Annotated in this window: 23 protein-coding genes and 5 pseudogenes; 17 read left to right on the top strand and 11 right to left on the bottom strand. The window is 68.4% G+C overall.

Going from position 1 to position 26,465, the window contains the following annotated elements; all coding sequences use genetic code 11:
• Positions 1-140 precede the first annotated feature (140 nt).
• The 7 genes from ABB07_RS39160 to ABB07_RS39130 are packed head-to-tail and all read left to right on the top strand — an operon-like array spanning position 141 to position 8,951.
• Positions 141-1,487 carry a B12-binding domain-containing radical SAM protein gene (locus tag ABB07_RS39160; protein ID WP_208903154.1) on the top strand — a complete coding sequence of 449 codons (1,347 nt, stop codon included), beginning with the start codon at positions 141-143 and terminating at the stop codon, positions 1,485-1,487.
• Entirely contained in the window at positions 1,484-2,581 is a 1,098-nt protein-coding gene (locus tag ABB07_RS39155; RefSeq protein ID WP_208903153.1) for an arginase family protein, read from the top strand. Before ABB07_RS39160 ends, ABB07_RS39155 begins: the two co-directional genes overlap by 4 nt.
• Positions 2,582-2,633: 52 nt before the next feature.
• Positions 2,634-3,569 (top strand): PHP domain-containing protein, encoded by a 936-nt coding sequence (locus tag ABB07_RS39150; RefSeq protein WP_208903152.1) that lies wholly within the window; start codon positions 2,634-2,636, stop codon positions 3,567-3,569.
• Complete coding sequence (locus ABB07_RS39145) at positions 3,524-6,163, top strand: lantibiotic dehydratase (RefSeq protein ID WP_208903151.1); 2,640 nt, start codon at positions 3,524-3,526, stop codon at positions 6,161-6,163. Before ABB07_RS39150 ends, ABB07_RS39145 begins: the two co-directional genes overlap by 46 nt.
• Positions 6,160-7,452, top strand: a complete 1,293-nt coding sequence (locus ABB07_RS39140; RefSeq protein ID WP_208903150.1) for an MFS transporter — start codon at positions 6,160-6,162, stop codon at positions 7,450-7,452. The genes ABB07_RS39145 and ABB07_RS39140 overlap by 4 nt, the downstream gene beginning before the upstream one ends.
• On the top strand, positions 7,445-8,353 hold the full coding sequence (locus ABB07_RS39135; RefSeq protein WP_208903149.1) for a phosphotransferase enzyme family protein: 909 nt from the start codon (positions 7,445-7,447) through the stop codon (positions 8,351-8,353). The genes ABB07_RS39140 and ABB07_RS39135 overlap by 8 nt, the downstream gene beginning before the upstream one ends.
• Positions 8,354-8,375: 22 nt before the next feature.
• Positions 8,376-8,951, top strand: a complete 576-nt coding sequence (locus ABB07_RS39130) for a cob(I)yrinic acid a,c-diamide adenosyltransferase (protein WP_208903148.1) — start codon at positions 8,376-8,378, stop codon at positions 8,949-8,951.
• 162 nt (positions 8,952-9,113) lie between these two features.
• On the opposite strand, the pseudogene ABB07_RS42145 reads toward ABB07_RS39130, so the two are convergent.
• Positions 9,114-9,197, bottom strand: a pseudogene (locus ABB07_RS42145) (hypothetical protein); the annotation flags it as partial.
• A gap of 172 nt (positions 9,198-9,369) precedes the next feature.
• Between ABB07_RS42145 and ABB07_RS39120 the strand changes: the two are divergent.
• Positions 9,370-9,909: an Lsr2 family DNA-binding protein gene (locus ABB07_RS39120; protein WP_208903147.1), complete on the top strand. Its 540-nt coding sequence runs from the start codon at positions 9,370-9,372 to the stop codon at positions 9,907-9,909.
• 45 nt (positions 9,910-9,954) lie between these two features.
• Here ABB07_RS39120 and ABB07_RS39115 read toward each other — a convergent pair whose 3' ends face one another.
• Positions 9,955-10,698, bottom strand: coding sequence for an SDR family oxidoreductase (locus tag ABB07_RS39115; RefSeq protein WP_208903146.1), 744 nt, complete (start codon positions 10,696-10,698; stop codon positions 9,955-9,957).
• A gap of 104 nt (positions 10,699-10,802) precedes the next feature.
• Here ABB07_RS39115 and ABB07_RS39110 point away from each other — a divergent pair, with 104 nt between their 5' ends.
• Positions 10,803-11,651, top strand: a complete 849-nt coding sequence (locus ABB07_RS39110) for a LysR family transcriptional regulator (RefSeq protein ID WP_208903145.1) — start codon at positions 10,803-10,805, stop codon at positions 11,649-11,651.
• A gap of 1,039 nt (positions 11,652-12,690) precedes the next feature.
• Here the strand turns inward: ABB07_RS39110 and ABB07_RS39105 are convergent.
• The 5 genes from ABB07_RS39105 to ABB07_RS39085 form a co-directional block, all read right to left on the bottom strand.
• Positions 12,691-12,858, bottom strand: a complete 168-nt coding sequence (locus ABB07_RS39105; RefSeq protein WP_208903144.1) for a hypothetical protein — start codon at positions 12,856-12,858, stop codon at positions 12,691-12,693.
• 25 nt (positions 12,859-12,883) lie between these two features.
• The gene (locus tag ABB07_RS39100; RefSeq protein WP_208903823.1) at positions 12,884-13,240 is read right to left on the bottom strand and encodes a PRC-barrel domain-containing protein; all 357 of its coding nucleotides are present in this window, start codon (positions 13,238-13,240) and stop codon (positions 12,884-12,886) included.
• Positions 13,241-14,116: 876 nt separating this feature from the next.
• Positions 14,117-14,410 (bottom strand): CBS domain-containing protein, encoded by a 294-nt coding sequence (locus tag ABB07_RS41340; RefSeq protein WP_244189835.1) that lies wholly within the window; start codon positions 14,408-14,410, stop codon positions 14,117-14,119.
• Between the two features lie 576 nt (positions 14,411-14,986).
• On the bottom strand, positions 14,987-16,867 hold the full coding sequence (gene nhaA, locus ABB07_RS39090) for a Na+/H+ antiporter NhaA (protein WP_208903143.1): 1,881 nt from the start codon (positions 16,865-16,867) through the stop codon (positions 14,987-14,989).
• Positions 16,868-16,989: 122 nt separating this feature from the next.
• Positions 16,990-17,649, bottom strand: coding sequence for a TetR/AcrR family transcriptional regulator (locus ABB07_RS39085; RefSeq protein WP_208903142.1), 660 nt, complete (start codon positions 17,647-17,649; stop codon positions 16,990-16,992).
• A gap of 188 nt (positions 17,650-17,837) precedes the next feature.
• Between ABB07_RS39085 and ABB07_RS39080 the strand changes: the two genes are divergently transcribed.
• From ABB07_RS39080 to ABB07_RS39060, 4 genes and pseudogenes are all read left to right on the top strand, one after another.
• Complete coding sequence (locus ABB07_RS39080) at positions 17,838-18,386, top strand: carboxymuconolactone decarboxylase family protein (RefSeq protein WP_208903141.1); 549 nt, start codon at positions 17,838-17,840, stop codon at positions 18,384-18,386.
• A gap of 451 nt (positions 18,387-18,837) precedes the next feature.
• Positions 18,838-19,296: pseudogene (locus ABB07_RS39070) on the top strand (nitroreductase family protein); the annotation flags it as partial.
• 51 nt (positions 19,297-19,347) lie between these two features.
• On the top strand, positions 19,348-20,265 hold the full coding sequence (locus tag ABB07_RS39065; RefSeq protein ID WP_208903821.1) for an NADP-dependent oxidoreductase: 918 nt from the start codon (positions 19,348-19,350) through the stop codon (positions 20,263-20,265).
• Between the two features lie 661 nt (positions 20,266-20,926).
• Complete coding sequence (locus tag ABB07_RS39060) at positions 20,927-21,367, top strand: VOC family protein (RefSeq protein WP_208903820.1); 441 nt, start codon at positions 20,927-20,929, stop codon at positions 21,365-21,367.
• 222 nt (positions 21,368-21,589) lie between these two features.
• Here ABB07_RS39060 and ABB07_RS39055 read toward each other — a convergent pair.
• Both ABB07_RS39055 and ABB07_RS39050 read right to left on the bottom strand, forming a co-directional pair.
• Positions 21,590-22,777, bottom strand: a pseudogene (locus ABB07_RS39055) (IS110 family RNA-guided transposase); the annotation flags it as partial.
• Positions 22,778-23,109: 332 nt separating this feature from the next.
• On the bottom strand, positions 23,110-23,751 hold the full coding sequence (locus ABB07_RS39050; RefSeq protein ID WP_208903140.1) for a carbonic anhydrase: 642 nt from the start codon (positions 23,749-23,751) through the stop codon (positions 23,110-23,112).
• 38 nt (positions 23,752-23,789) lie between these two features.
• Here ABB07_RS39050 and ABB07_RS39045 point away from each other — a divergent pair, with 38 nt between their 5' ends.
• Positions 23,790-24,005, top strand: coding sequence for a hypothetical protein (locus ABB07_RS39045; RefSeq protein WP_208903139.1), 216 nt, complete (start codon positions 23,790-23,792; stop codon positions 24,003-24,005).
• 257 nt (positions 24,006-24,262) lie between these two features.
• Here ABB07_RS39045 and ABB07_RS41330 read toward each other — a convergent pair whose 3' ends face one another.
• On the bottom strand, positions 24,263-24,502 hold the full coding sequence (locus ABB07_RS41330; RefSeq protein WP_244189695.1) for a hypothetical protein: 240 nt from the start codon (positions 24,500-24,502) through the stop codon (positions 24,263-24,265).
• A 336-nt stretch (positions 24,503-24,838) separates the two neighbouring features.
• On the opposite strand from ABB07_RS41330, the gene ABB07_RS39035 reads away from it, so the two are divergent.
• The gene (locus ABB07_RS39035; RefSeq protein ID WP_208903138.1) at positions 24,839-25,174 is read left to right on the top strand and encodes an ankyrin repeat domain-containing protein; all 336 of its coding nucleotides are present in this window, start codon (positions 24,839-24,841) and stop codon (positions 25,172-25,174) included.
• Here the strand turns inward: ABB07_RS39035 and ABB07_RS39030 are convergent.
• Positions 25,146-25,451: pseudogene (locus tag ABB07_RS39030) on the bottom strand (transposase); the annotation flags it as partial. The gene ABB07_RS39035 and the pseudogene ABB07_RS39030 overlap by 29 nt on opposite strands.
• Before the next feature lie 191 nt (positions 25,452-25,642).
• Here ABB07_RS39030 and ABB07_RS39025 point away from each other — a divergent pair.
• Positions 25,643-26,137: pseudogene (locus tag ABB07_RS39025) on the top strand (IS110 family transposase); the annotation flags it as partial.
• A gap of 8 nt (positions 26,138-26,145) precedes the next feature.
• Positions 26,146-26,412, top strand: coding sequence for a PIN domain-containing protein (locus tag ABB07_RS39020; RefSeq protein ID WP_244189694.1), 267 nt, complete (start codon positions 26,146-26,148; stop codon positions 26,410-26,412).
• Positions 26,413-26,465 lie beyond the last annotated feature (53 nt).

Genomic DNA, 26,465 nt, shown 5'->3' with positions numbered 1-26,465 from the left:
CGGCGGCGCGGGACCGCCGACTTCACGGCGCGCAGACCGGCCTGCCGGCGAACCGCCGCGCGTTTCGATTTCCCTCTCCCTACTTCCATCCCCTCCGACTCATCGTCACATCAGCCACCCAAGCGACGTGAGGGACACCCATGCTCAGGAGCTGCATCGTTCAATTGCCCTTCCCCTCCACACACGACCCCGACCCACGGCTCTCCCAGTACTACGAGGACTACGACCGGACGTTCCGGGACTTCCTCCCCGAGTACTTCATCCCGTCGGACGGATTATGGGAGATTCCCTTATGGGTGGCTCACCTGACCGCTCTGCTCAACACTGCGGGTATCGACTCCACCTTCAGCGACCTTTCGAAGGTTCCGGCCGAAGCGGAAGCCTGCTGCGACCCGCTGTTGCACGCGACGGGGCTCGGAGACCTCGTTCTCATGTCACCGCTGGCACAGAACTTCCGGCTCGCCCTCGACATCGCGAAGCGGCTGGCAGCCGCCGGGCGGCGCGTTGTTCTCGGCGGCAACATGGCTCCGCTGGCACCGAAGGACGCCGTACACATCGTGCACCGGGGGCAGCTCGACGCCGAATTCGTGCGCAGGCTCGCTGGTCTGGCGGCCGGGACCGGCGGTGCCATGGAGAAGCCTGTGGAGCGTGGCCTGTCCGCATCCCGCATCACCTGGGCGCCGGACTACCGGCATCTGAACGGCTTCAACGGGAAAGTGCCTCTGCTGAGGCTCAACGCCAGCCACGGCTGCCTCTACGACTGCGCGTTCTGCGGTGACGCCTGGAGCAAACAGCTCATTCTTGTGGACAAGAACGCCCTGGCCGCCGAGGTGGACGAAATCACTGACCGGTTCCCTGACACCCGGCTCATCTATATCGGGGACAAGACGTTCGGCCAGTCGAGAGAAGCGGTCCAAAACCTCCTGGAGGTGTTCCGTGACCGTCCCGGCTACCGGTTCATCGCGCAGACGCATGTCATGCAGGTGAAGGACTGGGTCGTCGAGGCCATGCTCGAACTGGGCGTCGTCGCGGTGGAACTCGGCTTCGAGTCGGCAGACTCCCAGATGCTGAAGCGTCTGGGCAAACTGTCACGCGGCCTGAGCGACTACACCAAGAAGATCCACACCCTCAGCGACGCCGGTCTGAAAGTCGTGCTGAACATGATGGGCGGACTCGACGAGGAAAGCGAGCAGTCACACGCCCAGACGATCGAATGGCTGGAGGCGAACAGCTCGGCCCTGTGGCTGTTCAACCTCTACAACTTCGTCCCCTATCCGCTCACTCCCGACTTTCCACGGCTGCGTGAGCGCATTTTCGACTGGGACTTCGCGAACTGGCGGGAGGACGCCTCAGTCGTCTACCGGCCCCAGCACCTGACTCCCGAGCGGAGTTGGGAGCTCTTCCAGGAGAAGATCGCCGCCGCCCACCGCATCGTCCGTACGCCTGCCCCTGACCTGCTCATCTCAGCCCGTGGGGAGACGAAATGACCCAGCAGCTTCCGGACTTCGAGGCACTGCAACACAGCGTCAAGCCTGAGGACTTCGAGACGGACCCACTGCCGGGATGGGCCGGTGTCGCCACGCTGTTCGGTGCCCCCGCCACCTCGATGTCACAGGTGGACGTCGGCACGAACGGCTGGGTGGTGTCCGGCGTTCCCTTCGACGCCACCGCCAGCTCCCGCCCGGGGGCCGCGGAAGGGCCCAGGGCCATCCGGCAGGCAAGTCTCGTGTTCTCCAGCTATCTGACCAGCCTCGGTGAATGGCGGATGCTGGACACACGCAGCGGGCACACCTTCCGCTACCGGGCGCCCAAGGTGGCCGACGCCGGTGACCTGCACGTCTACCCGACCAACACGGTGCGTACCTTCCAGGCGGTCGCGGCCGAGAGCCGACGGCTCAGCCAGGCTGCCCCGCATCTGATCTTCCTCAACGGCGACCACTCGGCCACCTTCCCGACCTTCGCCGGCTTCCGCGCCGGACGGCTCGACGGCGGAGCGGAGCGGGTGGGGTTCATCAACATCGATCACCACTTCGACTTCGGCAACTGGAGCACACTGCACGGACCGCTCTACCACGGATCGAACTCACGCCGGATCAGTGAGTTGCCGGGGGTGCGGGCCGAGGACATCGCCTTCGTCGGCGTCGGCGATGTGACGAAGTACGACCAGTTCCGCGGCCTGCTCGAACAAGGCTTCCACGTGGTCCCCGGAGTCCAGATCCTCAAGGAGGGCGCCGCCACAGCACTGCGGCCCGTGATCGAGCACCTGGGCGAGCGGTGCGACACCGTCTACGTGTCCCTGGACATCGACGTGCTCGACAGCGCCGTATCCACCGGAACCGGCCATGTGACCATGGGCGGCATCGACACCGGGGCTCTCCTGGACATCTACGAGGAGCTGAGGGCCCTTCCGGTCGGTGCCGTGGACATCGCCGAGGTCGCTCCCCGCTATGACCCGTCCGGCAGCACGGCACAGATCGCCGCCCACTTGCTTTTCAACTTCCTCTTCCGCACCGAGAGTGCCGCGAGCGGACTCGCCCCCTGGTCGGACGGTGGCGCCGGTGGCCCCCGGGGGGACAGGTGAGGCGACGCGATCCTTCCCTCACCCGGCGGCTCGCTCCGCCCGGGAATCCGTGATGCCCGGCGTACCGGCGATCCTTGCCGGACCGGTCGACCTGCATCTGCACACCCGGCGGTCGGACGGTGACGAGAGCCCCGCCGAGGTGGCGCGACGCTGTCTCGCCGCCGGACTGCGGGTCGCGTCGGTCACGGACCACAACACCATGGCGGGCATCGCGGAGTTCACCGGGACGGTCGGCCGGTCCATGACGGTGGTGCCCGGCTCTGAGGTCACGGCCCGATGGCGGGGCGAGGAAGTGCACTGCCTCGCCTACTTCATCGATCCCGCCGACCGGCGCTTCCAGCGACAGCTTCAGCGGATACACGACGCCGACCTGGACTGGTGGCGGGCCTGGGCAGAGCGGGTGCGGCACATCGGAGTGCCGCTCACCTGGGAGGACATCGCACAGCGAATAGGCGGTGACCGGATTGCCTACCCGGGCGACTACCTGGCGCTGCTGGCCGAGGCAGCGCGTGACGACCCCCGGTTCGCCGAGTACGGTCCCACGGAACACGAGCGGCTCGCAACGGACTGGTGCCGCCCCGGCCGGCCCCTCCATGTGCCCGAGCCCTGGATGCCCGACATCATGGACGTCCTTTCCTGGATCGCCGACGCGGGTGGCGTCGCGGTGCTCGCCCACCCCGCCCGCGTCCTGGACGTCTCGGACAGCGCGCAGTGCCGAGCGCTGCTCGAACCGTTGGTCGCCGCCGGGCTGGCCGGGCTCGAGGTGTGGACGAGCTGGCACACCCCGGCCGAGAGCGCCGGGCTGGCCCGTATCTGTGCCAGCCTGGGCATGGCGGCGACAGCCGGCTCGGACTATCACGGAGTCCGGGTCAAGTCGTGGGTGGCCGCCCCCGGGAGGCTGCCCTCGCTCCCGCCGGAACCCATGGCTGTCCTCGACGCTCTGTGCGACCGACGGCCCACCCCACTGAAGCCCGAGGCGGAACTATGACCGCGGTGATGACCCCATCAGACCCCCACTCCCAGGCCGCCGCCGCGAGCCGGCCGCCAGAGGTGGGCCGCGCCTGGAGCCTCGTGCCGGTCGTCGTGCTCCGCCAGGCCGGCTATCCGATGGAGTTGCTGGACCCGCTCCTCGCCCCGGACGCGGCCGAAGAGGCCATGTCGCTCCTCGACTCCAGAGACCGACTCGCCGGGCTGGCGGACGAGGTGAAGAAGCTTCTGCGCAAGCACCAGATCACGGGCGGCCAGCAGCTGTCCTCGCGGGCGGGCCAGCTGCGGCCGGTCCCCGAGGCCGAACTCAACGGGGCGCTCGCCGGCCTGCCCAACGACGCGAGCGCCACGCTGCGTAACTACCAGGAGGCCGCAATCCGACTCGGGGACCGGTGGGCGGCGTTCGCCGTCCGCCACCGCGAGCGACTGGCCGCGGCAAGGCTCGCGGTGACCGAAACCTTCTCGGATCCCTCGCTGCGGCAGGTACTCCTGCTGTCGAACGATGCCGCTTACCCCGAATTCAGCTCCTGGCTGGACTCCTTTCACGGTGAAGCCGGACCGCGCACCCGCAAGATGACCGACCTGCTGGCGATGTACCTGCAGCGCGTCACGACGAAGAACGAGACACACTCGCACTTCGGACCGATCGCCGTGGGCCGCGTCGTCAGAGACACCCCGGGCATCGCCTGGGTGCCGCGGCAACCGCTGGAGCGCCGGTCCTACTTCGCCCACTGGGCCGCCGAACGGCTCGCCGCGGCAGCGGGACAGACACCGGGTCTCGGCGACCATGTGCGACCGCGCCGACGTCCGCTGGCGTTCCTGCGCGACGGACGGATCGACCTGTACGCGTTCACCACCCGGGACGGGCTGGACATCGACTGGGACTTCCAGCACTTGGGAGGGGCCGAGGTATCGCCGTCGGAGGAGTGGCTGTGGCAGCGCTGCAACGGCGACCGGACGGTCCTGGAACTGCGCGCGGAATGGTCCGAGCGACACGGACCGCGCCATCAGTCGTTGTTCGACGAGGTGCTTCGGCGACTGACGGAGCGGGAATGGGTGATCGCCGAGTTCGAGATTCCGGTCGGCGGCTCCCAGCCGCTGGCCGCACTGCGCGACATGCTGCCGGCCGCCGTGGAGCCCGCGCGTCAGATCCTGGATGTGATCACACGATTCGAACAGGACCTGGTCCGGTTCTCCGCACTGCCCCTGGCACAGCGACCGGCGCTGCTCTCTGACGCCAAGCACCGCTTCGAAAGCGTGACCAGGAGCCCGGCCAACCGGAACAGCGGCCTGCACTACGCGGACCGCAGCATCCTCTTCGAAGAGGCCCACGGCGAGCTTCGCGATCTCACCATCGGGCCGGACATCGCCCGCTTCATCACGGACGAGCTGTCGATCGTGTACGACACCGTACTTGCCGGACCCCGGCTCCGTATGCGACGGGAGACGGCGATCCTCACCCGCTGGGTAACAGACCGATTCGGTACCGGTACCGAGGTGGACCTGGATCGGCTGTACGCGGACTTCTTCGACGACCGGGACCGCCTGGCGGCGGAGTGCGCCGTCGTGGACGCCGAACTGGCAGACCTGGACGAGGCGATGACGGGCGCGGTGCTGGGTGACGACACGGAGCGGCGGGAGGTCGTCATACCCCGCGAACGGGTGGAGGAAGTCCTCAGCGCCTATCCGGACTCTCCCGCCGCAGTCTGCAATCCCGACATCCTCTTCGCCGCGACGAGCCAGGAGGCGCTGCGACGGGGTGACTTCACGGCCGTGATCGGTGACTGCCATGCTGTGCGCGAGGTGATCACCCACACCAGCTTCGGCCCGCTGGTCCAGGAAACGGCACCGCAACTGCTTCCCGAGGTGTACCGCGGTTATCTCTCGCTCCTCGACGATGACGAAGTCCTCGTCAACCTGTCGCGCGGACACCCCGACAAGACGTCCACCCAACTGTGCTACCCGTGCTATGACCTTGAGGTCTACGGCCGGTCCGCGCAGACCCGTGACAAGGTACTGCAACCGTCGCAGCTGTACGTGGTCGTCCGGGACGGCCGGCTCGAACTGCGTGCGCGGGGTGTCGAGGGCAGGCTGCGTCTCATGGCGCCTCCGGCGGGAGGGCCGAGCATCGTCCAGGACCCGCTCTCGCCGTTCTCCTTTCCCCGGCATTTCGGCGGAGTCGGACTGCGGGCCTCAGCTCTGGACCACGTTCCCCGTATCCGCTGCGGACGTGTGGTGCTCCACAGGGAAACCTGGCGGATCCCCACAGCCCGCCTGCGTGGTCTGGCCCTGTCGGGCGACCGAGTGACGGCCGACGACGCCGCGCAATTCCTCACCATCTGCCGGCTGCGCGCCGAACACGGTCTGCCGCAGCAAGTCTTCGTGAAGGTTCCTGGTGAACCGAAGCCGCTCTACGTCGACTGGGACGCACCGCTGCTGGTCCGCCAACTGTGCCGGCTGGCCAGGAAGACGGACGGCACGCTGGAGATCTCCGAGATGTTGCCCGGCCGCGACCAGCGCTGGCTGGAGACAGGCGCCCGGCGCTACACCGCCGAACTCCGGTGCGCGGTGTTCTCCTCCGGGCGGCGGCGTTGACGACAAGCCCGGCCTTCCGTTCCGCCTCCGGATACCACCGTTTCATCGCCGCGGCGGCCGTTTCAGCGGTCGGCGACGGCATCCGCTTCGCCGCTCTGCCCCTGCTGTCAGCGGCGCTGCTGCGCGACGCTTTCGAGGTGTCCGTGATCACCGCCGCCACGACCGTGCCGTGGCTGCTGCTCGGTCTCCCAGCGGGGGCGTACGCAGACCGGTTCGAGCGCCGCCGCCTGATGGTGCTCGCCGATCTGCTGCGCGCCGGTGCGCTGATCGCCGCGGCAACCCTGCTCGCCTGCGGCTGGCTGACGTTCTGGCCGCTGCTGGTGATCGCGTTGCTGCTGGGCGTAGGGGAGGTACTGTTCGACTGCGCCTCCTTCGCTCTGCTGCCCAGCGTGGTCCCCGAGGACCGCCTCGAAGCCGCGAACGGCCGACTGTTCGCCGTCCAGAACCTGGGGCGTGACCTGCTGGGTCATCTCCTGGGCGGCGTTCTCTTCGCGGTGGGCCGGGCCGTCCCGCTGCTCCTGGACGCGTTCTCCTTCGTCGTCTCCGCCGCACTGCTGCGGGGCGTGCGCGGGCCGCTGCCCGACCGTTCCGGGGCCGAGCCGAGGCTGCTGGCCGAGATCCGGGAGGGGGTCAGCCATGTGGCGCGCGACCCGCTGCTCCGCGCCCTGACCGTCACCGCCGGGCTGATCAACGCCGTCTTCCTCGGCCAGGTGGCCGTCTTCGTCATCCTGGTCCGTGACGTACTGGGGCTGCCCTCCGCCGCATACGGGGTGCTCGTCGCGGCCGGGGCCGCGGGAGGAGTGATCGGAAGCGCGGTCGCAGGCCGGGTGAGCCGCATGGTCGGCCGGGTTCCCTCTCTGCTCGGCGGTCTGGCCCTGATCGGTGTGGCCGGGCTGGGCGTGGCCGCCACCGACAGCTCCTATGTGGTCGCTGTCGCCTACTCCGCGTCCGGGGCAGGCCTGATGGTGTGGAATGTTGTAGCAGTCTCCATGCGGCAGCGACTCATTCCCGACCGGCTGCTGGGCCGTGCGACGGGCGTGTACCGCCTCTTCGCCTGGGGCACGATGCCCATCGGCGCACTGCTCTTCGGCGCGCTGACCGACGCGGCAGGTCCCAGGACGGCCTTCGCGGCGGGCGGGGCGGTACTCCTCGTGCTGTCCGTCCTCGTCGCTCCCACCCTGCTGAGGAGCGACCGGACAGGTGGCGACCGGCAGGCGATGGAGATTACAGACGAAGCCACCGGCAAAAACACAGAAGAGAAGGTAGACGAGAAGACACACGATGAGTGAGCGACTGGACACACTGACTGAGCTCGCCGAGCGCTGGGGAATCGACGCCCCAACGCTTGCAGGCAGTGGGCTGGAGTTCTCCGTCTACCGGGCGCGGAGCCGGGACGGAGACCCCGTGGCTCTCCGGGTGGCCCACAGGCGTTTCGATTCCAACGCCAATGACCCCGCCGTGGACACACGTGCGCTGCTGGTGCAGGAATACCGGATCACTCGGCATCTGGCCGCTCACGGATTTCCGGTGGCGGAGCCTGTGAAACTCTTCCTCTCGGACGATTCATCATCCCCAGACGTCCTGCTGTCCAGGTACGTCCCCGATGACGGGGCGCCCCTCGACTGCTTCGCCCTAGGACAACTCCTCGCCCGCCTTCATCTTCTGCCACCACCACGCCTGGATCTCGTCGCATCCGAGGGGATGTCCACCCCCAAGGTCATCGCCACCCGCATCCAGCGCCGATGGGCCGAAGTGGGCTGTCATGTCATGGACTGGCCGAAGCCGCCGGGCCACGCCCACCTCGCCCGGTTGCTCGCCGGTGTCTCCGGGAACAGTCTCCTGCATCTCGACGTCCGCAGCGACAACATCCGCCGCGAGGACGGCGAAATCACCGCGTTGCTGGATTGGTCGAACGCGTTGCCCGGCAACAGCGCGATGGAATTCGGACGACTGGTGGAGTACGCGCTGTATGCGGAGAACGAACTCGACATGGCGACTCTGAGAGCGGGTTACGACACCGTTTGCCAGGCCCCGCCGGAAGGTGGGAAGGAACTACTCGTCTGCCGACTGGACGCCGCCGTGATGCTAGCGCTCGTCTTCCTCTCGGAAGCCCCTGATCCAAAGCGCGGGGCGCTGGCCGCAGACCACGTGCGCGAGCTGGGTGCCATGGTCGCAGCCCTTGAAGCCTGACCTACATCAGGGAGAGACAAAAATGGTGAACCTCACCCGCATTTACACAAAGACCGGGGATGATGGAACGACTGCGCTCGGCGATATGAGCAGGGTGAGCAAGACCGACAGCAGAATCGCCGCCTATGCAGATGTGGACGAGGCGAACTCCGCTATCGGCCTGGCCATCGCTGTCGGAGAACTCGACGCGGAGACTTCTGCTCTCCTGTTACGCATTCAGAACGACTTATTCGATGTGGGAGCAGATCTATGCACTCCCCTCGAAGGGGCTGACCCCAACGCACCCGCGCTGCGAGTTGAGCCCGCATACATACGGTTCCTTGAGGAACAGTGCGATCGGCGCAACGAGGGGCTGACGACGCTACGCAGTTTCATCCTCCCCGGAGGATCACGAGGAGCCTCCTACCTGCATTTGGCTCGGACCGTGGTGCGCCGCGCCGAACGCTCGACCTGGATCGCGATCGAGCAGCATGGCGACACAATGAACAAGACCACCGCTCACTATCTGAACAGACTCTCGGATCTGCTCTTCATTCTGGCTCGCGCGGCCAATTGCGCACGGGGCGACATCCCATGGCAACCGGGTGCCAATCGGTAACATTACGCGCCGGGAATTTCCCAGAATTTGGCACAGGCGTTCGGTTTCTTCGGGGCGGCCTCCGAGTCGGTCGGCCAGGGGAAGGACCGCCCGGGCTACACGCCGCCCGAATTCGGTGAGCTGCATGGACCGGCCTTTGGACGCGCGCTCCACGAGTTGACCGCCGAGATCCGCCTCCAGCTGCTTGAAGGCCAAGTCGACCGCAGTTCGGCTGAGCCCGTGTTTGTCGCAGGCGGTGGCGAACATCGGGTAGCCGGCGACGCGTAGGAAGATCCTCAGCCGGCGAAGGTGGTAGTTGTTGCTGAATACCGGCTGAAGCAGCGGGTCGGCGTCGCCGAAGTCGTGAGTGGGACGGCTGAATCGTCGCTGGCCCTTGGGGTCGGTGGGGCGAGTGAGTTTGTGGGTGCGGAGCCATCGCATGAGCGCCTTCGCCGGATTCATCCGCATCTTTCACCCGCACGGCGTCACGGAATGGGTCGACCTCACCGGACCTGCGCCCACGTCCATGCGGGAGCAACTCCAAAGCGACAAGGCTGCGGGCCGACCCGTCCCCCACGATCCGCGGAGCCTGTTCACCATGGGCGTGACCGACAACGGGGAACACCTCTTCTGGATCACGGACCCGGAGGATGACCCGGACGCCTGGCCCATCGCCGTCAACGAAGCACGCGGCCCGCAGTGGTTCACCTTCAACGGAACCCTGACCCAGTTCCTCGTCTCCGTCCTGAGCGGAGAGACCGACGTACCGCAGTTCCCCAACAGCCTCCGCCAGGCGGCCACCGCCTTCATCCCATCCGGCCCTCGCATAACAACCCCCACCCCCAGCGCCACCCCGCTCCCCACTGACACCAACGTCATCCGCGAGTGGGCCCGCGCCAACGGCTACGACCTCCCTCCCCGAGGACGCGTCCCCGCCGCAATCATCGACGCCTGGATCCAGGCCAACAGCGGAGCGTAGCCTCGGCCTACCGGAGCACCCGGCGTGGCGCGAACCGGAAGCGCGTCACCAGGGCACCTCTCCCTCGTCGTCGAAGAAGCGGCCCGTCGGCCCGTCGGCCGATACGGTGGCCAGCCGGATCGCGGCGGCTGCGCCCTGCTGGGGGGTGCGCACTCCCCGGAAGCCGTTGAGGTCGGTCGCCGTGAAGCCGGGGCAGACGGCGTTGATCAGGATGGGGGTGTCGGCCAGTTCCTTGGCGTACTGCACGGTGACGGCGTTGAGGAACGTCTTCGACGGAGCGTAGGCGATGGAGATGGGGCCCGTCTCGGCGCCAGGCGTGGTCTGGAGTGTGAGGGAGCCGACGCTGCTGGAGACGTTCACAATCCGCGGCGAAGGCGAGCGGCGCAGCAGAGGCAGCAGGGCGTTGGTGACGCGGATGACGCCGATCACGTTGGTTTCCACGGCCGCCCGTACCCGGTTCACGTCGACCGTGGTGGGCTCCTGCGGTCCGCCGCCGGTGATCCCCGCGTTGTTGACGAGCGCGTCGAGCCGCCCGGCCCGCTCCTCCATCAGCCGAGCCGCCGCTGTCACGCTGGCATCGTCGGTCACATCGAGCGGCACGCCGAACACGTCGGCTCCGGCGGCGCGCAGCTTGTCCACAGCGGCCTCGCGCCGCTCCTCGTTCCGCGCGCCGATCCCGACGGACCAGCCGAGGGCGCCGAGCCCGGCGGCGATCTCGTACCCGATGCCCTTGTTGGCCCCGGTCACCAGCGCGACCTTGTGGTGGTTCACGGTGTTCGTCTCACTCATGACATCGATACTTCTCCCCCGCCGGGCAGGGCGTCCAAGACCGACTGGGTGGACGGCGATACCGCCCGGGTATCACTCCTGGCCGTCCCGGTTAGGCTGGCGGGGTGGAGACACGTGAGCTGCGGTACTTCGTCGCGGTCGCAGAAGAGCTGCACTTCGGCCGGGCCGCGCAGCGGCTCGGCATCGCCCAACCCCCGCTGTCGCGGGCGATCGGCGGGCTCGAACGGCGCCTGGGCACCCTCCTGCTGGAGCGCGGCAGCCGGGGTGTCGCCCTGACCGGGGCAGGGGCGGTGCTGCTGCGGGAGGCGCGGGCGGCGCTGGACGCCGTCGAGGCCGCCGAACGGCGCACCCGCCGGGCCGCCCTCGCGACGGCCGGCCACCCCTCCGTGGTCCTGGCCGCGAAGGCGGGCGCCTCCGGCGAACTGCTGGCGAAACTCCTCGACGCCTACGCCGCCGAGCCCGGCGCCGTCGCCGTGGACGTCGTGCTGTGCGGACCGGGCGAGCAGGCACGGTTGCTGCACGACGGCCGGGCCGACGTAGCCCTGCTGCATCGGCCATTCGACGACACGGCGGGCTTCGACACCGAGGACCTGCACTCCGAGGGTCAGGTCGCGATCCTCCCGGCGGGCCACCCTCTCAGCGCCCGCCCCCACGTGCGGCTCGCCGAGGTCACCGACCTTCCCGATCTGCCCCTGCCCCGCTGGCCTCGCCCTGACGGCACCTTCCCGGACGGCCCCGGACCGAAGGTGCGCGACCACACGCAACTCACCCAGCTCATCGCCCTCGGCCGCGCCTGCGCGGTCCTGCCGGAGTCGGGCTGCACCGGCCTGCGCGAGGGCCTCACCGCCGTACCCGTCGCCGACGCCCCCCACGTCACCACGGTCATCGCCTGGCCCCCACACAGCCGCTCAACGGCGGTCGCGGGGCTGGTCCGCGCCGCCACTGCCCTGTGACCGATGGCGGTGAACGCCGGGACACCATGCTGGGTTTCGGGGACAGCGTCCGGTCTGCCATCACCTCCCGACACACCGTGCGGTACGAGGTGACTGGCCTGCACCGGCGTTGCCGGAACACAGCCAGGCTCCGACGCGAAGTGACAACAAGCCTGCCATGGCGACACCTATCGCACCTCGGCTCACCCCCCCCCGCCGCCGACGTGGTCTTCGTCGCCCACACAGGCCTCGAGTCCTCCACTCGGCGCGCACCGTCTGGAGCCGACTGCCACTACGGGAGGGCGTACGGGCGCACTGGTGGCGCATACCCGCACGCCGTGTCGCGCCGGGCGACGATGCTCGCAGCCGGTGGCTGCTCGCCCAATGGGCCCGCGTCGACCGCTGGATCGCCGACCATGCCACAGCGCACGCCACGCACGCATGAGGCTCGACGGCATCAGCACGGCGGCACGGCCGACAATGGCAACCGTAATCCGCACGCAGTCCCCCACCTGGCGGACGATCCACCGACGGTCGTGAGCAGCTGTCCCAGGAGGAGGGGGCGCCCCGCGAAGCCCCTCCCGAGGGGGCCTTGGCGCATTCGAACGGTGCGTTGCGGCCCCTGGCGCAGTACAGGAGGCACACGGACTCGGTGAAGGTCACAAGGGGCCATGGAGCTCGCCGCGCCGGTCCGCCTCGGCGCCCACTGGGCAGCTGGGGTAGGACGGCGCGTCCTGCTCAAGGAGCAGCAGGCGCGGCCGCGGGTGCCAGTTCCCCGTGCCCTGGAGACAGGGTGCTGCTCCAGGGATCGCCATCGTGTACGGCCGGCATCGTCGCCTGGTGTTGTCGTTGTGGGATCAGAGCCAGGGGTGACTCACCAGCGCCGGGATTGTGCAGCGATGCGGGCGCCGGGCGGACGGGCTGCTGGATCCGCGCCTGCGTCCGGACGAGTGCGCCCGTTGTCCGCACCGGCTGCCGGCCTCGACCGAAACGATCAGTCAGGGGCCCACGACAGACCCGAGCCCGCGCCTATCCGTCAACGCCCTGCGACCCATCACATTCAGCGTGCGATCCGGTGCCCGCGATGCCGAAAGCGGATCGCACCGAAGACGAGGTCGGCGAGCAGCACAACGGCGCCAATGATCAGCAGATAGAACAGGCCATGCGTGGCGAAGCCGACGATGCCCAGTACGAGGGCTGCGAGGATCAGGAGCAGAAACAGAATCATCGACTCTCCCGGTGGCGTCGGTGGTTCAGCGGCGGGCCAAGCGGCGTTCGCCGCCCGCGCCCGGGGCGTAGTCGAGGGCGTAGTGCGCGAAGACGGCTGGCTCGTCCGAGGCCGGGAGCTCGCCGTCGGGGTCTATGGCGGGGGCCTTCTTGACCAGGTTCTTGTCGTAGGCGACCTTCACGTACCCAGGACCGACGGTGGCGTCCACGAGCGGCACGAAGACCAGGCGCCGGCGAATGGGCAAGCCGGTCATGACCGTGGCACAGATCGGCTTGTCCGTCGCCGTTTCCACGTATACCGCCTCTAGGACCCCGATTTTGTGGCCGCGTGGATCGAGCACCTCATGACCGCGCCACTCACGGATGTCGCCTGCCTCGAACACGATGAACCTCCGTTGTCGCGAGTACCCCCTGATCGGGTCGGGATATCTCTCGCAGCATCGCTCGCCCAGAACCGTCGGTGACAGGCCGGCCAGAAGCTCCAGCACCAGCCGGAGAGAGCCTCCGGCAGCCGCTCCGGTCGCCTCTCCACCGGCGCTCGAGTCGTCGTCCGGGAAACCTGTTGAAAGCACGTCGCATCACGTGGCGCTGCACCGAGCTGCCAGTGCTGCGCGGACCGGTAAGGGAGAAATGGGCCTGGCCGTGCTCCGCACCAGCGGGGTGGCCCGGATGTCCTCAGGGAAGCACAAACGCTCCTCACGCATAGCGGGTCTGGCATGGGGAAGCCGGAATGCGTCCACTTGAAGCTGGGGGGAGGGAGTTCGATATGAACCAGGTCAGGACGAGTCAGTCGGATCTTCCTCAGCCGTTGCGTGTCGTCGCCTCCGGGCTCCGCCGCTTGCCCGGAGCTGGACAGGTCAGCAACGTCACCGACGGCGCACTGGACTGGATCGGAACGGTCCCTCCGAGAGGGCGCCGGATGGCGGTTTACACCGGAGCCGCGGTGCTTGGCCTGACCGGGGTGGTGGAATGGCCAGTCGCCCTCGCCGGCGTGGCAGTCGCCTGGCTGACCCAGGCACGGCCCGGGCAAAGGCCGGAGGCGTCGACCCGAGCAGACGCACCCCTTGCGACGCCGCCACGTCGTCCGGCACCCATGACGACCGAACCCGGCCCCGCCCCCGTGGGACGCACTGGCGCCATGCCCCCTCGCCACGCTGCCGGCGACAGGCTGGCCCCGTCCCACTTCCGCCCTGATCACCCCGAAGGTCACGTGCACGAGCAGCCGGCCAAAGTCGGGGACGCCGCCACCACCTCAGGCCTCAAGCAGGTCGCAGAAGCCTCCGCACACCACCACGACTCAGCGCCGTCGGAACACCACCCCCCACACGGCCAGAGCCGGTAGCACGGCCACCGGCGGAGTTTGCGGCGAGTGCAGGACAACTCCGCCCGGTAAGCTTCTCTGTGCGCGGTCCTACTGGTTTCGGCTTGGCCGCGCTGTTGTCACCCAGTGCCGAGTGCGCGTCACGTCCGATCACCACGCCGCCGATGGAGACGATGCCCGCCGGGTGTCCCTTTTCGACGACGGGAAGGCGACGCACGGAGTGCTCGCGCATGAGCTCCACCGCGCGATCGAGCTCCTCGTCATGGGCCACAGTGACAAGATCGCCGCTACCGGCGCAGACCACGGTCCTCTGCTCGGTCGCTGACCGGGCTCCGAAGGTCACGAGCACACAACCGCTGCACTGATCTGTCCGGAGTTTCGACGCCCCAGCCAAGCGCTGCCGCGCTCGGATCCCGAAGCACTAGTTTGAAGATCGCGTATGCGGATGCGCGTTGCCCTGGCAGGCTTCTGGGCCGAAGCTCCGGCGCTGTTGGCGCCGTCAACAACCTGAGCGGCCGGGTCCGGCCCGCGATCAGCCGCAGGCGGCGTCACAGCCGCGCGGCTGGACGTACGCCGAGCTCGATCTCGATGGAGCCGGCCTGTCAGCCGGTGCTGGCGCGGGCCGTGCCGCTCGAACGTATGCGCCGCGCCTGTTTCCGGCAGTCCGGGCACCGGCCCGGGAACAGCGCATCCTCGACCGTCTTGCTCGCCATGGCACTCGTGACGGACCCAGCCCTCAAGCCGCGAGTTGGGCTGCGGCGCGAGCCACATGACCGATGGCGTCCGGCGAGCCCCATGCCGTGGTCCGTCAGGCGGTGACGGAGGCTTGTTCGCGGGCTGCGCGGACGGCGGCGGTGAGGCTGGTGAGGTCGTAGGCGCCGTGGTGTCTGCGGCCGTTGATGAAGAAGGTGGGGGTGCCGGCCACGCTGCTGAGGTCGGCTGACTCGACGTGCTCGGCGATGCGGGCTGCGCCGGTGTGAGCGCGCATGTCTCGTTCGAAGCGCTCGGTGTCCAGGCCGACAGCGGCCGCGTGGGCGTGCAGGTCTTCGATGCGAAGTGCTTGTTGATGGCTGAGCAGCAGGTCGTGCATGTCCCAGAAGCGGCCCTGGCGTGCGGCTGCTTCGGCAGCTTCGGCGGCGAGTTGGGCGTGGATGTGCACGTCGGTCAGGGGGAGGTGGCGCCATACGTAGCGCAGGTCTCCGAAGTCGGCGAGGAGTTCGCGGACGACGGGCTCGGCCTGCCCGCAGTAGGGGCATTCGTAGTCGCCGTACTCCACGACGGTGACAGCGGCGTGGTGTGGTCCTCGGATGTGATCGTGGTCGGGGTCCACGGGCACGGCCAGGTCGACGATCGTCTCCGCCTTCCCGAGGAGGGCCCGGAGCCGCAGCTTGGTCGGCAGTAGACCGATCGCTGCGATGACACTCCGGGCTGTCAGCAAGGAGCAGACGAGTGTGGCGAGGATGCCGAGCTTGGCCTCGTTGAGGCGTGCGCCGTGGAAGGCGAGGGTCGCGATGAGCAGGGAAACGGTGAACCCGACCCCGCACAGCGCGCCGCCGGCGGTTGCGGCGCCCCAGCCGACCGGGAGGCGCAGCCGACCGCGGGAGGCGAGCGTGGTGAGCGCACAGGCCCCGACGATGCCCAGCGGCTTGCCCAGGATGTAGGCGATGAGGATCCCGAGGGTGATGGGCGAGGTGAAGGCTCGTTGCAGTTGATGGCTGCTGATCTCGATGCCGGCGTTGGCAAGGGCGAACAGCGGGACCACCATGTAGCTGGTCCAGGGGTGGTAGATGCGTTGCAGGCGGTCGTTGGGGGAGATTGCCGAGGCGATGCCGGCGCGGACGGACCGCTCCAGTTCCGGGGTGGGCTGCTCGCGGAACAGGCGGAACAGGCCGCTGGCGTGTTCCAGGTCGGCGCGTGAGGCGGGGTAGGCGTAGGTGAGCAGCCCCAGGGCGAGACCGATCACGACCGGGTCCACGCCCGACTCGAGCAGGGCGATCCAGGCGACGACGCCCAGCAGCGCGTCCACGCTGCCGTGGTTCACGCCGAGTCGCCGGGTGAGCAGGACGAGTGTGAGGGTTGCGATGGCCACGAGGAGTGCGGGTACGGCGATGCGGTCGCTGTAGGCGAAGGCGATGACGCCGAGGGCGAGGAAGTCGTCGACCACGCTCAGCAGGAGAATGAAGACCCGCAGCCCGGGCGGCATGCCGCGGCCCGCGACGGCCAGGACGCCCAGGGCGAACGCGGTGTCGGTGGACATCGCCGCACCCCAGCCCTGCTCGCTCCCGTGGCCGGCGTTGATGGCGAGGTAGAGGCCGACGGGCACGATCATGCCGCTGAGCCCGGCGACGAGCGGCAGTGTGAGCCGCTTGCGTTCGCGCAGTTCGCCCATGTCGAACTCGCGGCGTGCCTCCAGGCCGACGACGAAGAAGAAGAGCGTCATCAGGCCGCTGTTGACCCACCCTCGTAGGCCGAGCGAGATCCCGTACGTGCCGAAGCGGACGGACAGGCGGGTGTCCCAGAACGACGTATAGGCCGAGGGTGCCGCGTTGGCCCAGAGGAGTGCGGCGAGCGCGGCGGCGACCAGGACGGCGGCGCCGCCGGTCTCGGTGCGCAGGAAGGCACGCAGCGGGGAGCGCGATCCGCTGCTGCACAGCGTCTGGCCGGTGTAGGCCTCTGGTTCAGGGGACATGGGTCAGATTGTCGTTCGGGGCGTGGCTGACCGGCGTGCGGACGGAAAGCCGGTGCGTCGGCCGTGGGGCTTTGGCAGGCCGGCGGGCTCGTGGGCATGGCAGCGGCAACGGCCAGCGTGGGTCAAGCTCCCCGAGCTCGGAGTACGTCGGTGTCGGGAGACGTCGCGAAGGTCTGCAGGTGGTCGATGGCTGTCTGCAACGCGTCTTTCAGTGGAGCGATGTCTCGCGCGACCTGGGCGAGGAGCATGCCGCCCTGGAAGGCAGCAAGGAGCAGATTGGCCAGTTGCGTGGGATCTGCCTGAGCGCTGAGGCGGCCGAGTTGCTGCATGCGCTCGATTCCCTCGCGGAAGATTCCCCTCCACTGGTCGAATGCATTGGCGAGCTCGTCGTGCACGTCGAGGTCCGTCTTGATGATCTCGCTCGCCAGGGAGCCGAGGGTGCAGCCCTCCTGGTAGGCGCGCTCGTAACCGATGTAGAAATCCGCCCACGCCCGGAGCGCGTCGAGGTTGTCGAAGCCGGCGAATCGCTCGTCGCGGTGGAAGGTGAGAACGCGTTCGGCCTGCCAGGCGATCACGGCCAGGACGAGGCTCTCCTTGGTCGGGAAGTAGTGGTTGAGCTGCGACCCGCTGACGCCGGCGGCGCGACGGAGCTGCTCGTTGTTCGTCGCGTGGACTCCGTTTGTGTAGATCAGTTCCGCAGCGTGCTCCAGGATGCGGGCCCGCGTGGCCTGCCCCTTTGACGTGAGCTTGAGAGGCGCCCCAGCTGCCGAAGTGGTGGTCATGCCTTAACGATACCCCGGATTGGGCTTGACAGCCCAAAACCGGAGGTGTTCACTCCGAGAAGTGGGCTGGACAGCCCAAAAAATGCCGGGGTGTGCAGCCTCACCAGGGACTGGACCTCCGAAGCAGCAGGAACCGTCCTGGTCTCGGCGCTGGATCCCCTCACACCTTTCGTGGAGGTTGATTTGCCATGTCACGACTGAACGCTCCCTCCCCCGACGGCGTCTCCGACGGGGCGAAGGGCATCCTCGACAACATTGACGCGCAGTTCGGGTTCGTCCCGAACATGTTCGCCACTCTCGCGTCGAACCCGACCGTCCTCGACGTCGTCATGCCGCTGCAGGGCAGCTTGAGCCGGGTCCTGGACGCGAAGACGCGCCACACCATCGCGCTCGCCGTCTCGCAGGCCAACGGCTGCGACCACTGCCTGGCGATGCACACCTACGCGTCGTCCGAACTCGGCGGCATGTCGAGCGATGACATCGCCTTGGCTCGGGCCGGGAGCTCGGTTGATCCCAGGCGCGCCGCGGTCGCTCGTTTCGCTCAGCAGGTGGTGAAGAGCCGCGGCCAAGTCAGCGACGCCGACCTCGCGGCTGTGCGAGGCGCCGGGTACACCGACCCGCAGATCCTGGCGATCGTCACGGTGGCGGTGCAGGTCCTGCTGACCAACTTCCTCAACAACGTCAACCGGACCGACATCGACATCCCCGCCGTCAGCCCGGCTGGCACCCCCGGCTGACCGCCGGGACCTCGCGTACACGGCCGGCAAACCCCTCACCGCATCAGAACGATCACTAGCGCATCAGCCTGGGCCCAGCGCTCTCCAGCCACGCCATGGAGGCACTCCACCAGGCCACCAAGGCACTCGTCGCCGGTGACCTCACCACCGCGACGAGGGGAATCAGCTTCGAATGCATCAGCGACCTGCTCGCCCGCGGCACGAACTAGCCCGAACCCTGCGAACCACCGCTCACGCATCGCAAGAAGAAGGAAGATCGACATGAACCTCGACCAGCTCATGAACAAGCACCTCACCAGGTACTTCGACCCCAGCAAAACCATTCCGGAGGAAACCCTTCAGCAGCTGCTGAGGTTCCTGCGCTCCACGCCGTCATCGGTGAACGTACAAGCCCAACCGCTTCTACGTCCTCGCCACGCCCGAAGGCAAGGAGCGGCTCGCCAACAACCGGGGCGAACGATTCTGGGACAACGCCGAGAAGATCCTGAACGCGTCGCACAACATCATCCTCACCACCCGGGCAGATCTGCCCGACACCCACCTGGAGGCGGTGTTCGCCAAGGAGCGAGCCGACGGCCGGTTCCCTGACCCGGCCAAGCAGGAGCTGTGTGAATCCATGACCCGGGACTTCCTCAACCTGCGCGCCTACGGCTACAAGGACCTGAACCACTGGATGGAGAAGCAGGCCTACCTGGCGGTGGGCCTGACGATGACGGCGGCCGCCGAGCTCGGCGTCGAGGCCACGCCGCTGGAGGGGTTCGACCCGACCAGTGTCGACAATGCCTTCAAGATCCGCGAGAGCGGACACACCACGACGGTGCTGCCGGCCCTCGGCTACCCCGACCCGGCGAGGGTGTACACCACCCCGATCTCGCGTTTCGACGCCGCCCAGCTGTTCACCTTCATGTAAAACCCACCCAGAAACCCAAAAACACCACACATACGAGGAAGAAGCATGTCGATGAAAGCCATTGTGGTCACCAACCAGGCCGCGGGAACGGCTGGAATGACGCTGACGGAGCGGCCCGAGCCGCTCGCAGCGATCAACGACGTCATCGTTCAGATCCACGCATCGGGCTTCGTCCCCACAGAGATGGAGTGGCCCTCGACCTGGGCCGATCGCGCCGGCCGCGACAAGACACCGTCGATCCCCGGCCACGAGCTGGCCGGAGTGGTCACCGCCCTCGGCTACGGCACGACGGGGCTCTCGGTCGGGCAGCGGGTGTTCGGCCTCGCCGACTGGCACCGCGACGGCACCCTCGCCCAGTACGTGGCGATCGAAGCACGTAACCTCGCACCGCTTCCCGGCGACGTCGACTTCACCGTAGGCGCGTCCCTGCCCATCTCAGGCCTGACCGCGTGGCAGGGGCTGTTCCAGCACGGCCGCCTCCAGGCCGGGCAGACCATCCTCGCCCACGGCGCAGCCGGGGCAGTCGGGACGATGGTCACCCAACTCGCACGGGAAGCCGGCGCCTACGTCATCGGCACCGGCCGCGCCGCAGACCGCGAGAAGGCACTCGACTTCGGCGCGCACGAGTTCGTCGACCTCGCGAACGACACGCTCAAAGACATCGGCGGCGTCGACCTGGTCTTCGATGTCATCGGCGGCGACGTGCAAAAGCAGTCCGCCGCCCTGATCAAGCCCGGCGGAACCCTGGTATCCGTCGTCGGCCCGGTCGAAGCACGGCCCGCTGACGGCCTGGCCATCGACTTCGTCGTCGAAGCCGACCGCGCCCAACTCGGTGAGATCGTGCAGCGGGTGCGCGACGGACGGCTGCGGACCAACATCGGCGACATCGCGAGCCTCGACGACGCCATCGGCGCTCTCAACCCGACCACGCGACGCCGCGGCAAGACAGTCATCCGCGTCCTGCCGTAGACGGCCGTGTCGGAGATCAGGACCATGACCCGCCGGTCGGTCGGTTCCCGTCCACTGCCGGCCACCGACCGGCCCGAAGGACCCGAAACGACCCACCGGAGTTGATCACCCTGGACGGACAGGAACTGCAGAAGATCGCGCGCGACCACACCGCGGAACTGCCCGGCACCGACCAGGAGCATCGTTTCGACCCCGACTGGGAGCTCCACAAGGTGGGCGGCAAGGTCTTCATGCTCATGACCGACATGCCGGGACGCCCCGTCGTGATCCTCAAAGCGCGGTCGGCTTCGCCGCGCCACGGGACCCCGGGCCAACCGTGTGATCAGCACCGATGCCGTTCCTTTACTGCTCCCGGGGGCGGCGGCTACTGCTCCCGGGGGCGGCGGCCGGGCGGATGCGTGGCGGATTCGGCCGGGTGCCCACCGCTCTGGCAGGCCCGACGCAGCTCGTGCCGCCCCTTGTCGGTGACGACCGTCGCCCATCCCAGGCACACCTCGCAGCTCGCTGCCCGCGCCATGTCGGCGTGGGGGACGGTGCTGGGTTGAGTGGTGAAGGCCGCGCGCTGAGATTCGTGACGCAGGATGTCGAGAACGTGCCACCGGCTCCGTCCCAGGGCATCGGCGGCCGCCACCGGCCGCACACGGAAGAGGGAGAAGCGAGCATGGCGATTCAGCGGATGGACAACGTCGGCATCGTCGTCGAGGGCATGGATGCCGCTATCGCGTTCTTCGTGGAACTCGGGATGGAGCTGGAAGGCAGGGCGGAGGTCGAGGGCCTCGTCGCCGACCAGTGCACCGGACTCGACGGCGTCCGCTGTGACATCGCCATGCTCCGGGCCCCGGACGGTCACAGCCGGCTCGAGCTGGCGAAGTACCGCAGCCCCGCGGCGATCAGCGCCGGACCGCGCAACAGGCCGCACAACATTCTGGGCACACACCGCGTCATGTTCGCCGTCGACGACATCGAGGACACCCTTGCCCGCCTGCGCACTCACGGCGCCGAACTCGTCGGCGAGCTGGCACAGTACGAGGACAGCTACCGGCTCTGCTACGTCCGCGGACCCGAGGGCATCATCGTCGGACTGGCCGAGCAGCTCAGCTGAAGGGTGGCGGGGATCCGGTGCACCCGCAAGCCCCCTCCGGCCACCACCCTTGACGCCCCCCTCGCCACCCAAACTTGGTTGGCACACGCTCAAGGTATCGGTGCCACAGGACATCGGCGTGCGGCGCTCCGGGCCGTTCCTCGATAGCCGCGGACCCCTCCCGTCGGAACGGCGGCCACACTCGGCCCGCGAGGAAGGCTTCCCAATGCTGAAGTCAACCGTGGCAGTGACTGGGGGTGTCACTTGGTAGCAGCGTCGGTCACGGATCAGAGCCCAGAGAACGTTGACGCGTCGGCAGGCGAGGGCGAGCACGGCCTGGACGTGGCGTTTGCCTTCGGCGCGTTTGCGGTCGTAGAACTTCCGCGAGTTGGGATCGAACTGGATACTCACCAGCGCGGACGTGCAGAAGACCCGTTGCAGGCCCCGGTGGTAGCGCTGGGGCCGGTGCAGGTTTCCGACGATCTTGCCGAAGTCGCGTGGTGCGGGGGTCACTCCGGCGAATGCGGCGAGGCGGTCCGGGGTGGGGAAAACATCCAGGCGGCCGCCGATGCCGACGAGGAGTTCCGCGCCGAGGACCGTGCCGATGCCGGGCATGGACTGGATCACTTCGGCGAGTTCGTGTTCGCGAAACCGGCCCTCGATGAGCTTGTCTGTCTCGGCGATCTTCTCGTTGAGGGCCATCACCTCCTTCGCCAGGGTGTGCACCATCGTCGCGATCGCCGTCCCGCCTGCGACGGCGGTGTGCTGCCGCTCGGCGGCCTCGACCGCCTTGGCAGCCAGGGCTTCGGCGCCCCGGACCTTGCGGTTGCGTAGCCAGGTGGTCAGCCGGGCGAGGCCGGTGCGGCGGATCGCCGCCGGAGTCTGGTGGCCCGTCAGCAACAGCAAAGCTCCGGCGGTGCCGATGTCCAGGGCGCGTTCGAGGGCCGGGAACATGCTGTTCAGCGGGCCCTTGAGCCGGTTGGTGGTGCGGGTGCGGTCGGCGACGAGGTCCACGCGGCGCTCCGTCAGCAGCTTCAGCTCGATGCTTGCGTCGTCGCCGGGCCGGATCGGCTACAGGTCGCGTCGCATGCGGGCCTGGTCAGCGATCACTCGTGCGTCCCGGGCGTCGGTCTTGCCCGCTCCGCGGTAGCTGTCGGAGGCGCGGTTGACCGCGATGCCGGGGAGGTAGACGAGTTCCTGGCCATGGTTGACCAGCAGGGCGATCAGCAGGCCTGGCCCGCCGCCGGCCATGTCCAGTGCCCAGGTGACGTCCCGGCCGCCGGCGAGGTCCAGGACGTCCCCGATCAGCTTCACCAGTTCGGGTTCGTCGTTGGCCGCCCGCCGCGACAGCAGCGTCTCGCCCTCGCTGTCCAGGACCAGGCAGTGGTGGTGGGTCTTGCCGCAGTCGGTCCCCGCCCATATCCGGCTCATCGTGCTCCAGCCGCTCCTGCTTGCAGTGCGTACCACGGACGACCTCGCCGGCATTGCTCTACACAGCGACCTGTTCGCATTTCCCAATCGGCGGCCGAGTCGTCGTGGGGAGCCGGGCGGCCAAGCCTTTCGAACCACCAAAGGCAGCCGCGTGAAAGCCACACCCAGCTCCCCTGGGTGCCACAACCCTACGAATGGCTGGGGCGGACCGACTCCCGGACCCATCGACATTGATCATGCGACGGAGCCGGGAGTGCCTCCCGAAGTCACGTCGAAACGACTCCCGCTTCCGCTTGCACAGCCATCGCGCTGAGCAGCCACGGCCGGGGCGGTCAGGACGCTGCGGGGACTGTGGCGTCGAGGCCGCGGGCGGCGACGAGTTGCGCGCTGCCGTCGGCCAGGCGGTAGCGCAGGCCCACCACGGCGGCGTGCCCGGCGGCGACCTTGTCGGCGAGGACCCGGGAGCGGTCCAGGAGCAGGTCGGCGGTGTGCCTTATGTGCTCGGCGAGGATCTGATCGGGCTCGACCTTGCCGGCGGCCCGCGCGGCCAGCACGCTGGGGGTCACCCGCTCCACGACGTCCCGGACGTACCCGGCAGGTGTCATGCCGTTCTCCAGGGCGGCGCAGGCGGCGCCGACCGCGCCGCACGAGTCGTGGCCGAGGACCACGACCAGCGGGCAGCCCAGCACGTCCACGCCGAACTCGATGCTGCCCAGCACCTCCGGGCCCATGACGTGGCCGGCGGTGCGCACCACGAACAGGTCGCCCAGGCCGCGGTCGAAGATGATCTCGGCAGCCAGCCGGGAGTCGGCGCACCCGAACAGCACGGCGAAGGGCTGCTGGGACGGTGCGGTCTCGGCGCGGCGGGCGGCGTCCTGGTTCGGGTGCTCAGCGGTACCGGCGACGAAACGCCGGTTACCGGCCAGCAGCAGCTCGAAGGCGTCGCGAGGCGTCGGAGTGTGGATCTCGGTCATGGCCGAAGCCTACGAGCCGGATCGTTCGTTGGCAGTGCGTGGATGCTCACAACGGTGATGCGCAGCCCTGTACGGCCTCGCTGGAGGTGTACTGGATCCCACCCTGGTCGGACAGTCACACCGATGCCGGCGCGCAGGGACGCGCGACGGACCGGTCGGCGTCGTGGAACGGACGGGCGGTGATAGTCGCCATCGCGGCGGCCACCGTGATCCTCGCGGTGGTGTCCGTCGTGGTGCGTGGCCTGCCCAGGTGAGTCTCTATGAGCTGTTCGGGGAACCGGTGGTGCGCGGCTGGCGTGCCGCAGCCGGCCAGCCATCCGATGGGCGGCAGGATGACCGTCCGGGCGGGCGGTGTGGCGGGCCCGTTTCCCTGGCGGCGCCTGCGCATCCTGCGGAGTGTGCGGATCCTTCGGGACCGCCCGGCCGGCCGCACCGTTCTCCCACCGGTGCAGTCGCCCCCCGACCGTGCGCCGCGTGCACACAGGTGCCGGCCGTGGGAGTTGCGTGCGCGTCAGAGTGCGGCAGGGACGGCACGGGCCAAGGGTTCCAGGTTGCCGTAGAGGGCGGCCGCGAGTTCACGGGCGCGTTCTTCGCTGCGCACGCCGTGCATCATGAAGTAGACCGGCCCCGTGTAGGCGTCCAGGTCGACCTCGTGGCTTTGGACCAGGCGGCTGATCACGTCCCGGATTGCCTCGCTGACGGTATCGGCGACCACGTGGCCGGAGCCGGCGGTGAGGGTGTCCGCCTTCACGGTCCACCGCTGGCGCTTTTTCGGATTCGATGGCGACGAACACGGCGTTGTGCGCCACGGCGTTGCGGTAGACGTCGTGGAAGGCGTCGGTGCCGGTGGCGCCCGGGATGAGGTGCGCGGGACAAGGAACCGGAATGGGAGGCCTGCATGCGGTCGATCACGGCAGCATCGCCCGACGTCGAGCGCTGGCTGACGCGCGAGGTGTGGAACGACGCACTGAAGCAGACCGGCTATTCGCTACCTCACAGGACCAGCCCTTAAGACGTCATCTCAATTGGTGGCTGATGGCGTAGGTAGTCGCTGGCAGGCGTGCTGTAGGGACGGTTGAATATCGTGGTGAGCGACTACTGGACACCTGCGCATCAAGCGGTCGAGCAGGAGGATGCTGAGGCCCTGGCCCGGTTGCTGGCCGCTGGTTCCGAGCCCGACGAGGTCTTCAGCAACATGACGCTGCTGACGCACGCAATCGACGTCGAGGGTGATGGCCCCCTGCAGAGCGGGCAGCCGTTGACCGTGCACACCACGGCCGTGTTGCTGGCCTTCGGGGCTGATCCGGAGCTCGCAGACCCAGACGGCCGCACCCCCATGGACATGGCCCGTCAATACGGACACGACCTGGCGATGAAACTGCTGCAGGCCCACATCAGCAGACGAGCCGCCGATAACAGATGAGAGTGCAGGCGATGCTCGTGAAGGCGAGGAAGTGCTCGGCCTTGCGCTCATAGCGGCGGTGCAGGCGGCGGCAGCCGGCGAGCCAGGACATGGTGCGCTCGATGGTCCAGCGGTGGCGGCCCAGCCGCTGGGAGGTCTCGATCCCCTTGCGGGCGATGCGGTGCTTGATGCCACGCTCTCGTAACCATCGTCGCAGGTCAGAGTAGTCGTATCCCTTGTCTGCGTGGAGCTTGTCCGGCCTGCGTCGCCGCCGCCCGCGGCGGGAGCGGATCGGTGGGCCCGGTATGACTTGGTCCCCTCGTCGACATGATCGAAAAGGTGGTGTCACCGGGCCGGGAGGCATTGGCAGACCGCTGATCAGGGGCATGACCGCTCACATCCGCACCATGGATGAGCAGGCCTTCGTAACGTGGATGCCGGCACGCTGATGCCGCGCGTGAGACCGGGAAGAGGCTGCTGGGGAGGGGCATGAACCACGACGGTGAGATCGACATCTACCTCGGTCTGGACGTCGGCAAGGGCGAACATCACGGCACTGCGCTGACTCCGGCGGGCAAGAAGGTGTTCGACAAGCCGATGCCACATAGTGAATCGCGGCTGCGTGAACTGTTCGAGAAGCTGCAGGCCAAGCACGGCAACATGCTGGTCGTGGTGGACCAGCCGGCCTCGATGGATGCTCTCCCACTGGCAGTGGCCCGCGATACGGGCTGCCGGGTTGCCTATCTGCCAGGGCTGACGATGCGGCGAATCGCCGACCTCTACCCGGGCGAGTCGAAGACCGATACCCGCGATGCGGCGATCATCGCCGATGCCGCCCGCACCATGCCCCACACCCTCCGCGACCTGGCCCCAGACGACGAAACCGTCGCCGAGCTGAACATGCTCGTGGGCTTCGACGACGACTTGGCCGGCGAGGTCACCCGCATCAAGAACCGTCTGCGCGGACTGCTGACCCAGATCCATATGCGCCGGTGCTGTCCCTGACGGCCGGCGACGCCGAAGGGCCGGGCCTGCTCGGCTACATCAAGGGGCTGCGGTTCATCCGGATCGAGGCGTTCGACACCGACGCGGCGGTCACCGCCACCGAACTGCTGCGCTTCGGGCACTCCTGGGCCGCCGTCCATGCCATCCACGCCGCCCGCCCCTCCCCCGCCCACCCCACCGGACGGTTCCTGCTCACCCTGACACCGAAGGCGTATGCGGGCACCGGCATCCAGGCCGTCCACCCCGGCCAGTAACCGCCAGGCGCCCGGCGGGCCAAGACGCGCCGGACCGTCTGGCCCGCCCGCAC

This window comes from Streptomyces incarnatus (assembly GCF_001027185.1).
Taxonomy (GTDB): domain Bacteria; phylum Actinomycetota; class Actinomycetes; order Streptomycetales; family Streptomycetaceae; genus Streptomyces; species Streptomyces puniciscabiei.
The sequence above is the reverse complement of the archived record's forward strand: the minus strand, read 5'-3'. Positions and strand labels throughout refer to the sequence as shown.

What these genes read in the sequence shown, in the direction of transcription:
- ABB07_RS39160 (WP_208903154.1), top strand. Translation starts at nt 141, where the DNA reads ATGCTCAGGAGCTGCATCGTTCAATTGCCCTTCCCCTCCACACACGAC.
- ABB07_RS39155 (WP_208903153.1), top strand. Translation starts at nt 1,484, where the DNA reads ATGACCCAGCAGCTTCCGGACTTCGAGGCACTGCAACACAGCGTCAAG.
- ABB07_RS39150 (WP_208903152.1), top strand. Translation starts at nt 2,634, where the DNA reads ATGCCCGGCGTACCGGCGATCCTTGCCGGACCGGTCGACCTGCATCTG.
- ABB07_RS39135 (WP_208903149.1), top strand. Translation starts at nt 7,445, where the DNA reads ATGAGTGAGCGACTGGACACACTGACTGAGCTCGCCGAGCGCTGGGGA.
- ABB07_RS39130 (WP_208903148.1), top strand. Translation starts at nt 8,376, where the DNA reads ATGGTGAACCTCACCCGCATTTACACAAAGACCGGGGATGATGGAACG.
- ABB07_RS39120 (WP_208903147.1), top strand. Translation starts at nt 9,370, where the DNA reads ATGAGCGCCTTCGCCGGATTCATCCGCATCTTTCACCCGCACGGCGTC.
- ABB07_RS39115 (WP_208903146.1), bottom strand. Translation starts at nt 10,698, where the DNA reads ATGAGTGAGACGAACACCGTGAACCACCACAAGGTCGCGCTGGTGACC.
- ABB07_RS39105 (WP_208903144.1), bottom strand. Translation starts at nt 12,858, where the DNA reads ATGATTCTGTTTCTGCTCCTGATCCTCGCAGCCCTCGTACTGGGCATC.
- ABB07_RS41340 (WP_244189835.1), bottom strand. Translation starts at nt 14,410, where the DNA reads ATGCGCGAGCACTCCGTGCGTCGCCTTCCCGTCGTCGAAAAGGGACAC.
- nhaA (WP_208903143.1), bottom strand. Translation starts at nt 16,867, where the DNA reads ATGTCCCCTGAACCAGAGGCCTACACCGGCCAGACGCTGTGCAGCAGC.
- ABB07_RS39085 (WP_208903142.1), bottom strand. Translation starts at nt 17,649, where the DNA reads ATGACCACCACTTCGGCAGCTGGGGCGCCTCTCAAGCTCACGTCAAAG.
- ABB07_RS39080 (WP_208903141.1), top strand. Translation starts at nt 17,838, where the DNA reads ATGTCACGACTGAACGCTCCCTCCCCCGACGGCGTCTCCGACGGGGCG.
- ABB07_RS39065 (WP_208903821.1), top strand. Translation starts at nt 19,348, where the DNA reads ATGAAAGCCATTGTGGTCACCAACCAGGCCGCGGGAACGGCTGGAATG.
- ABB07_RS39060 (WP_208903820.1), top strand. Translation starts at nt 20,927, where the DNA reads ATGGCGATTCAGCGGATGGACAACGTCGGCATCGTCGTCGAGGGCATG.
- ABB07_RS39050 (WP_208903140.1), bottom strand. Translation starts at nt 23,751, where the DNA reads ATGACCGAGATCCACACTCCGACGCCTCGCGACGCCTTCGAGCTGCTG.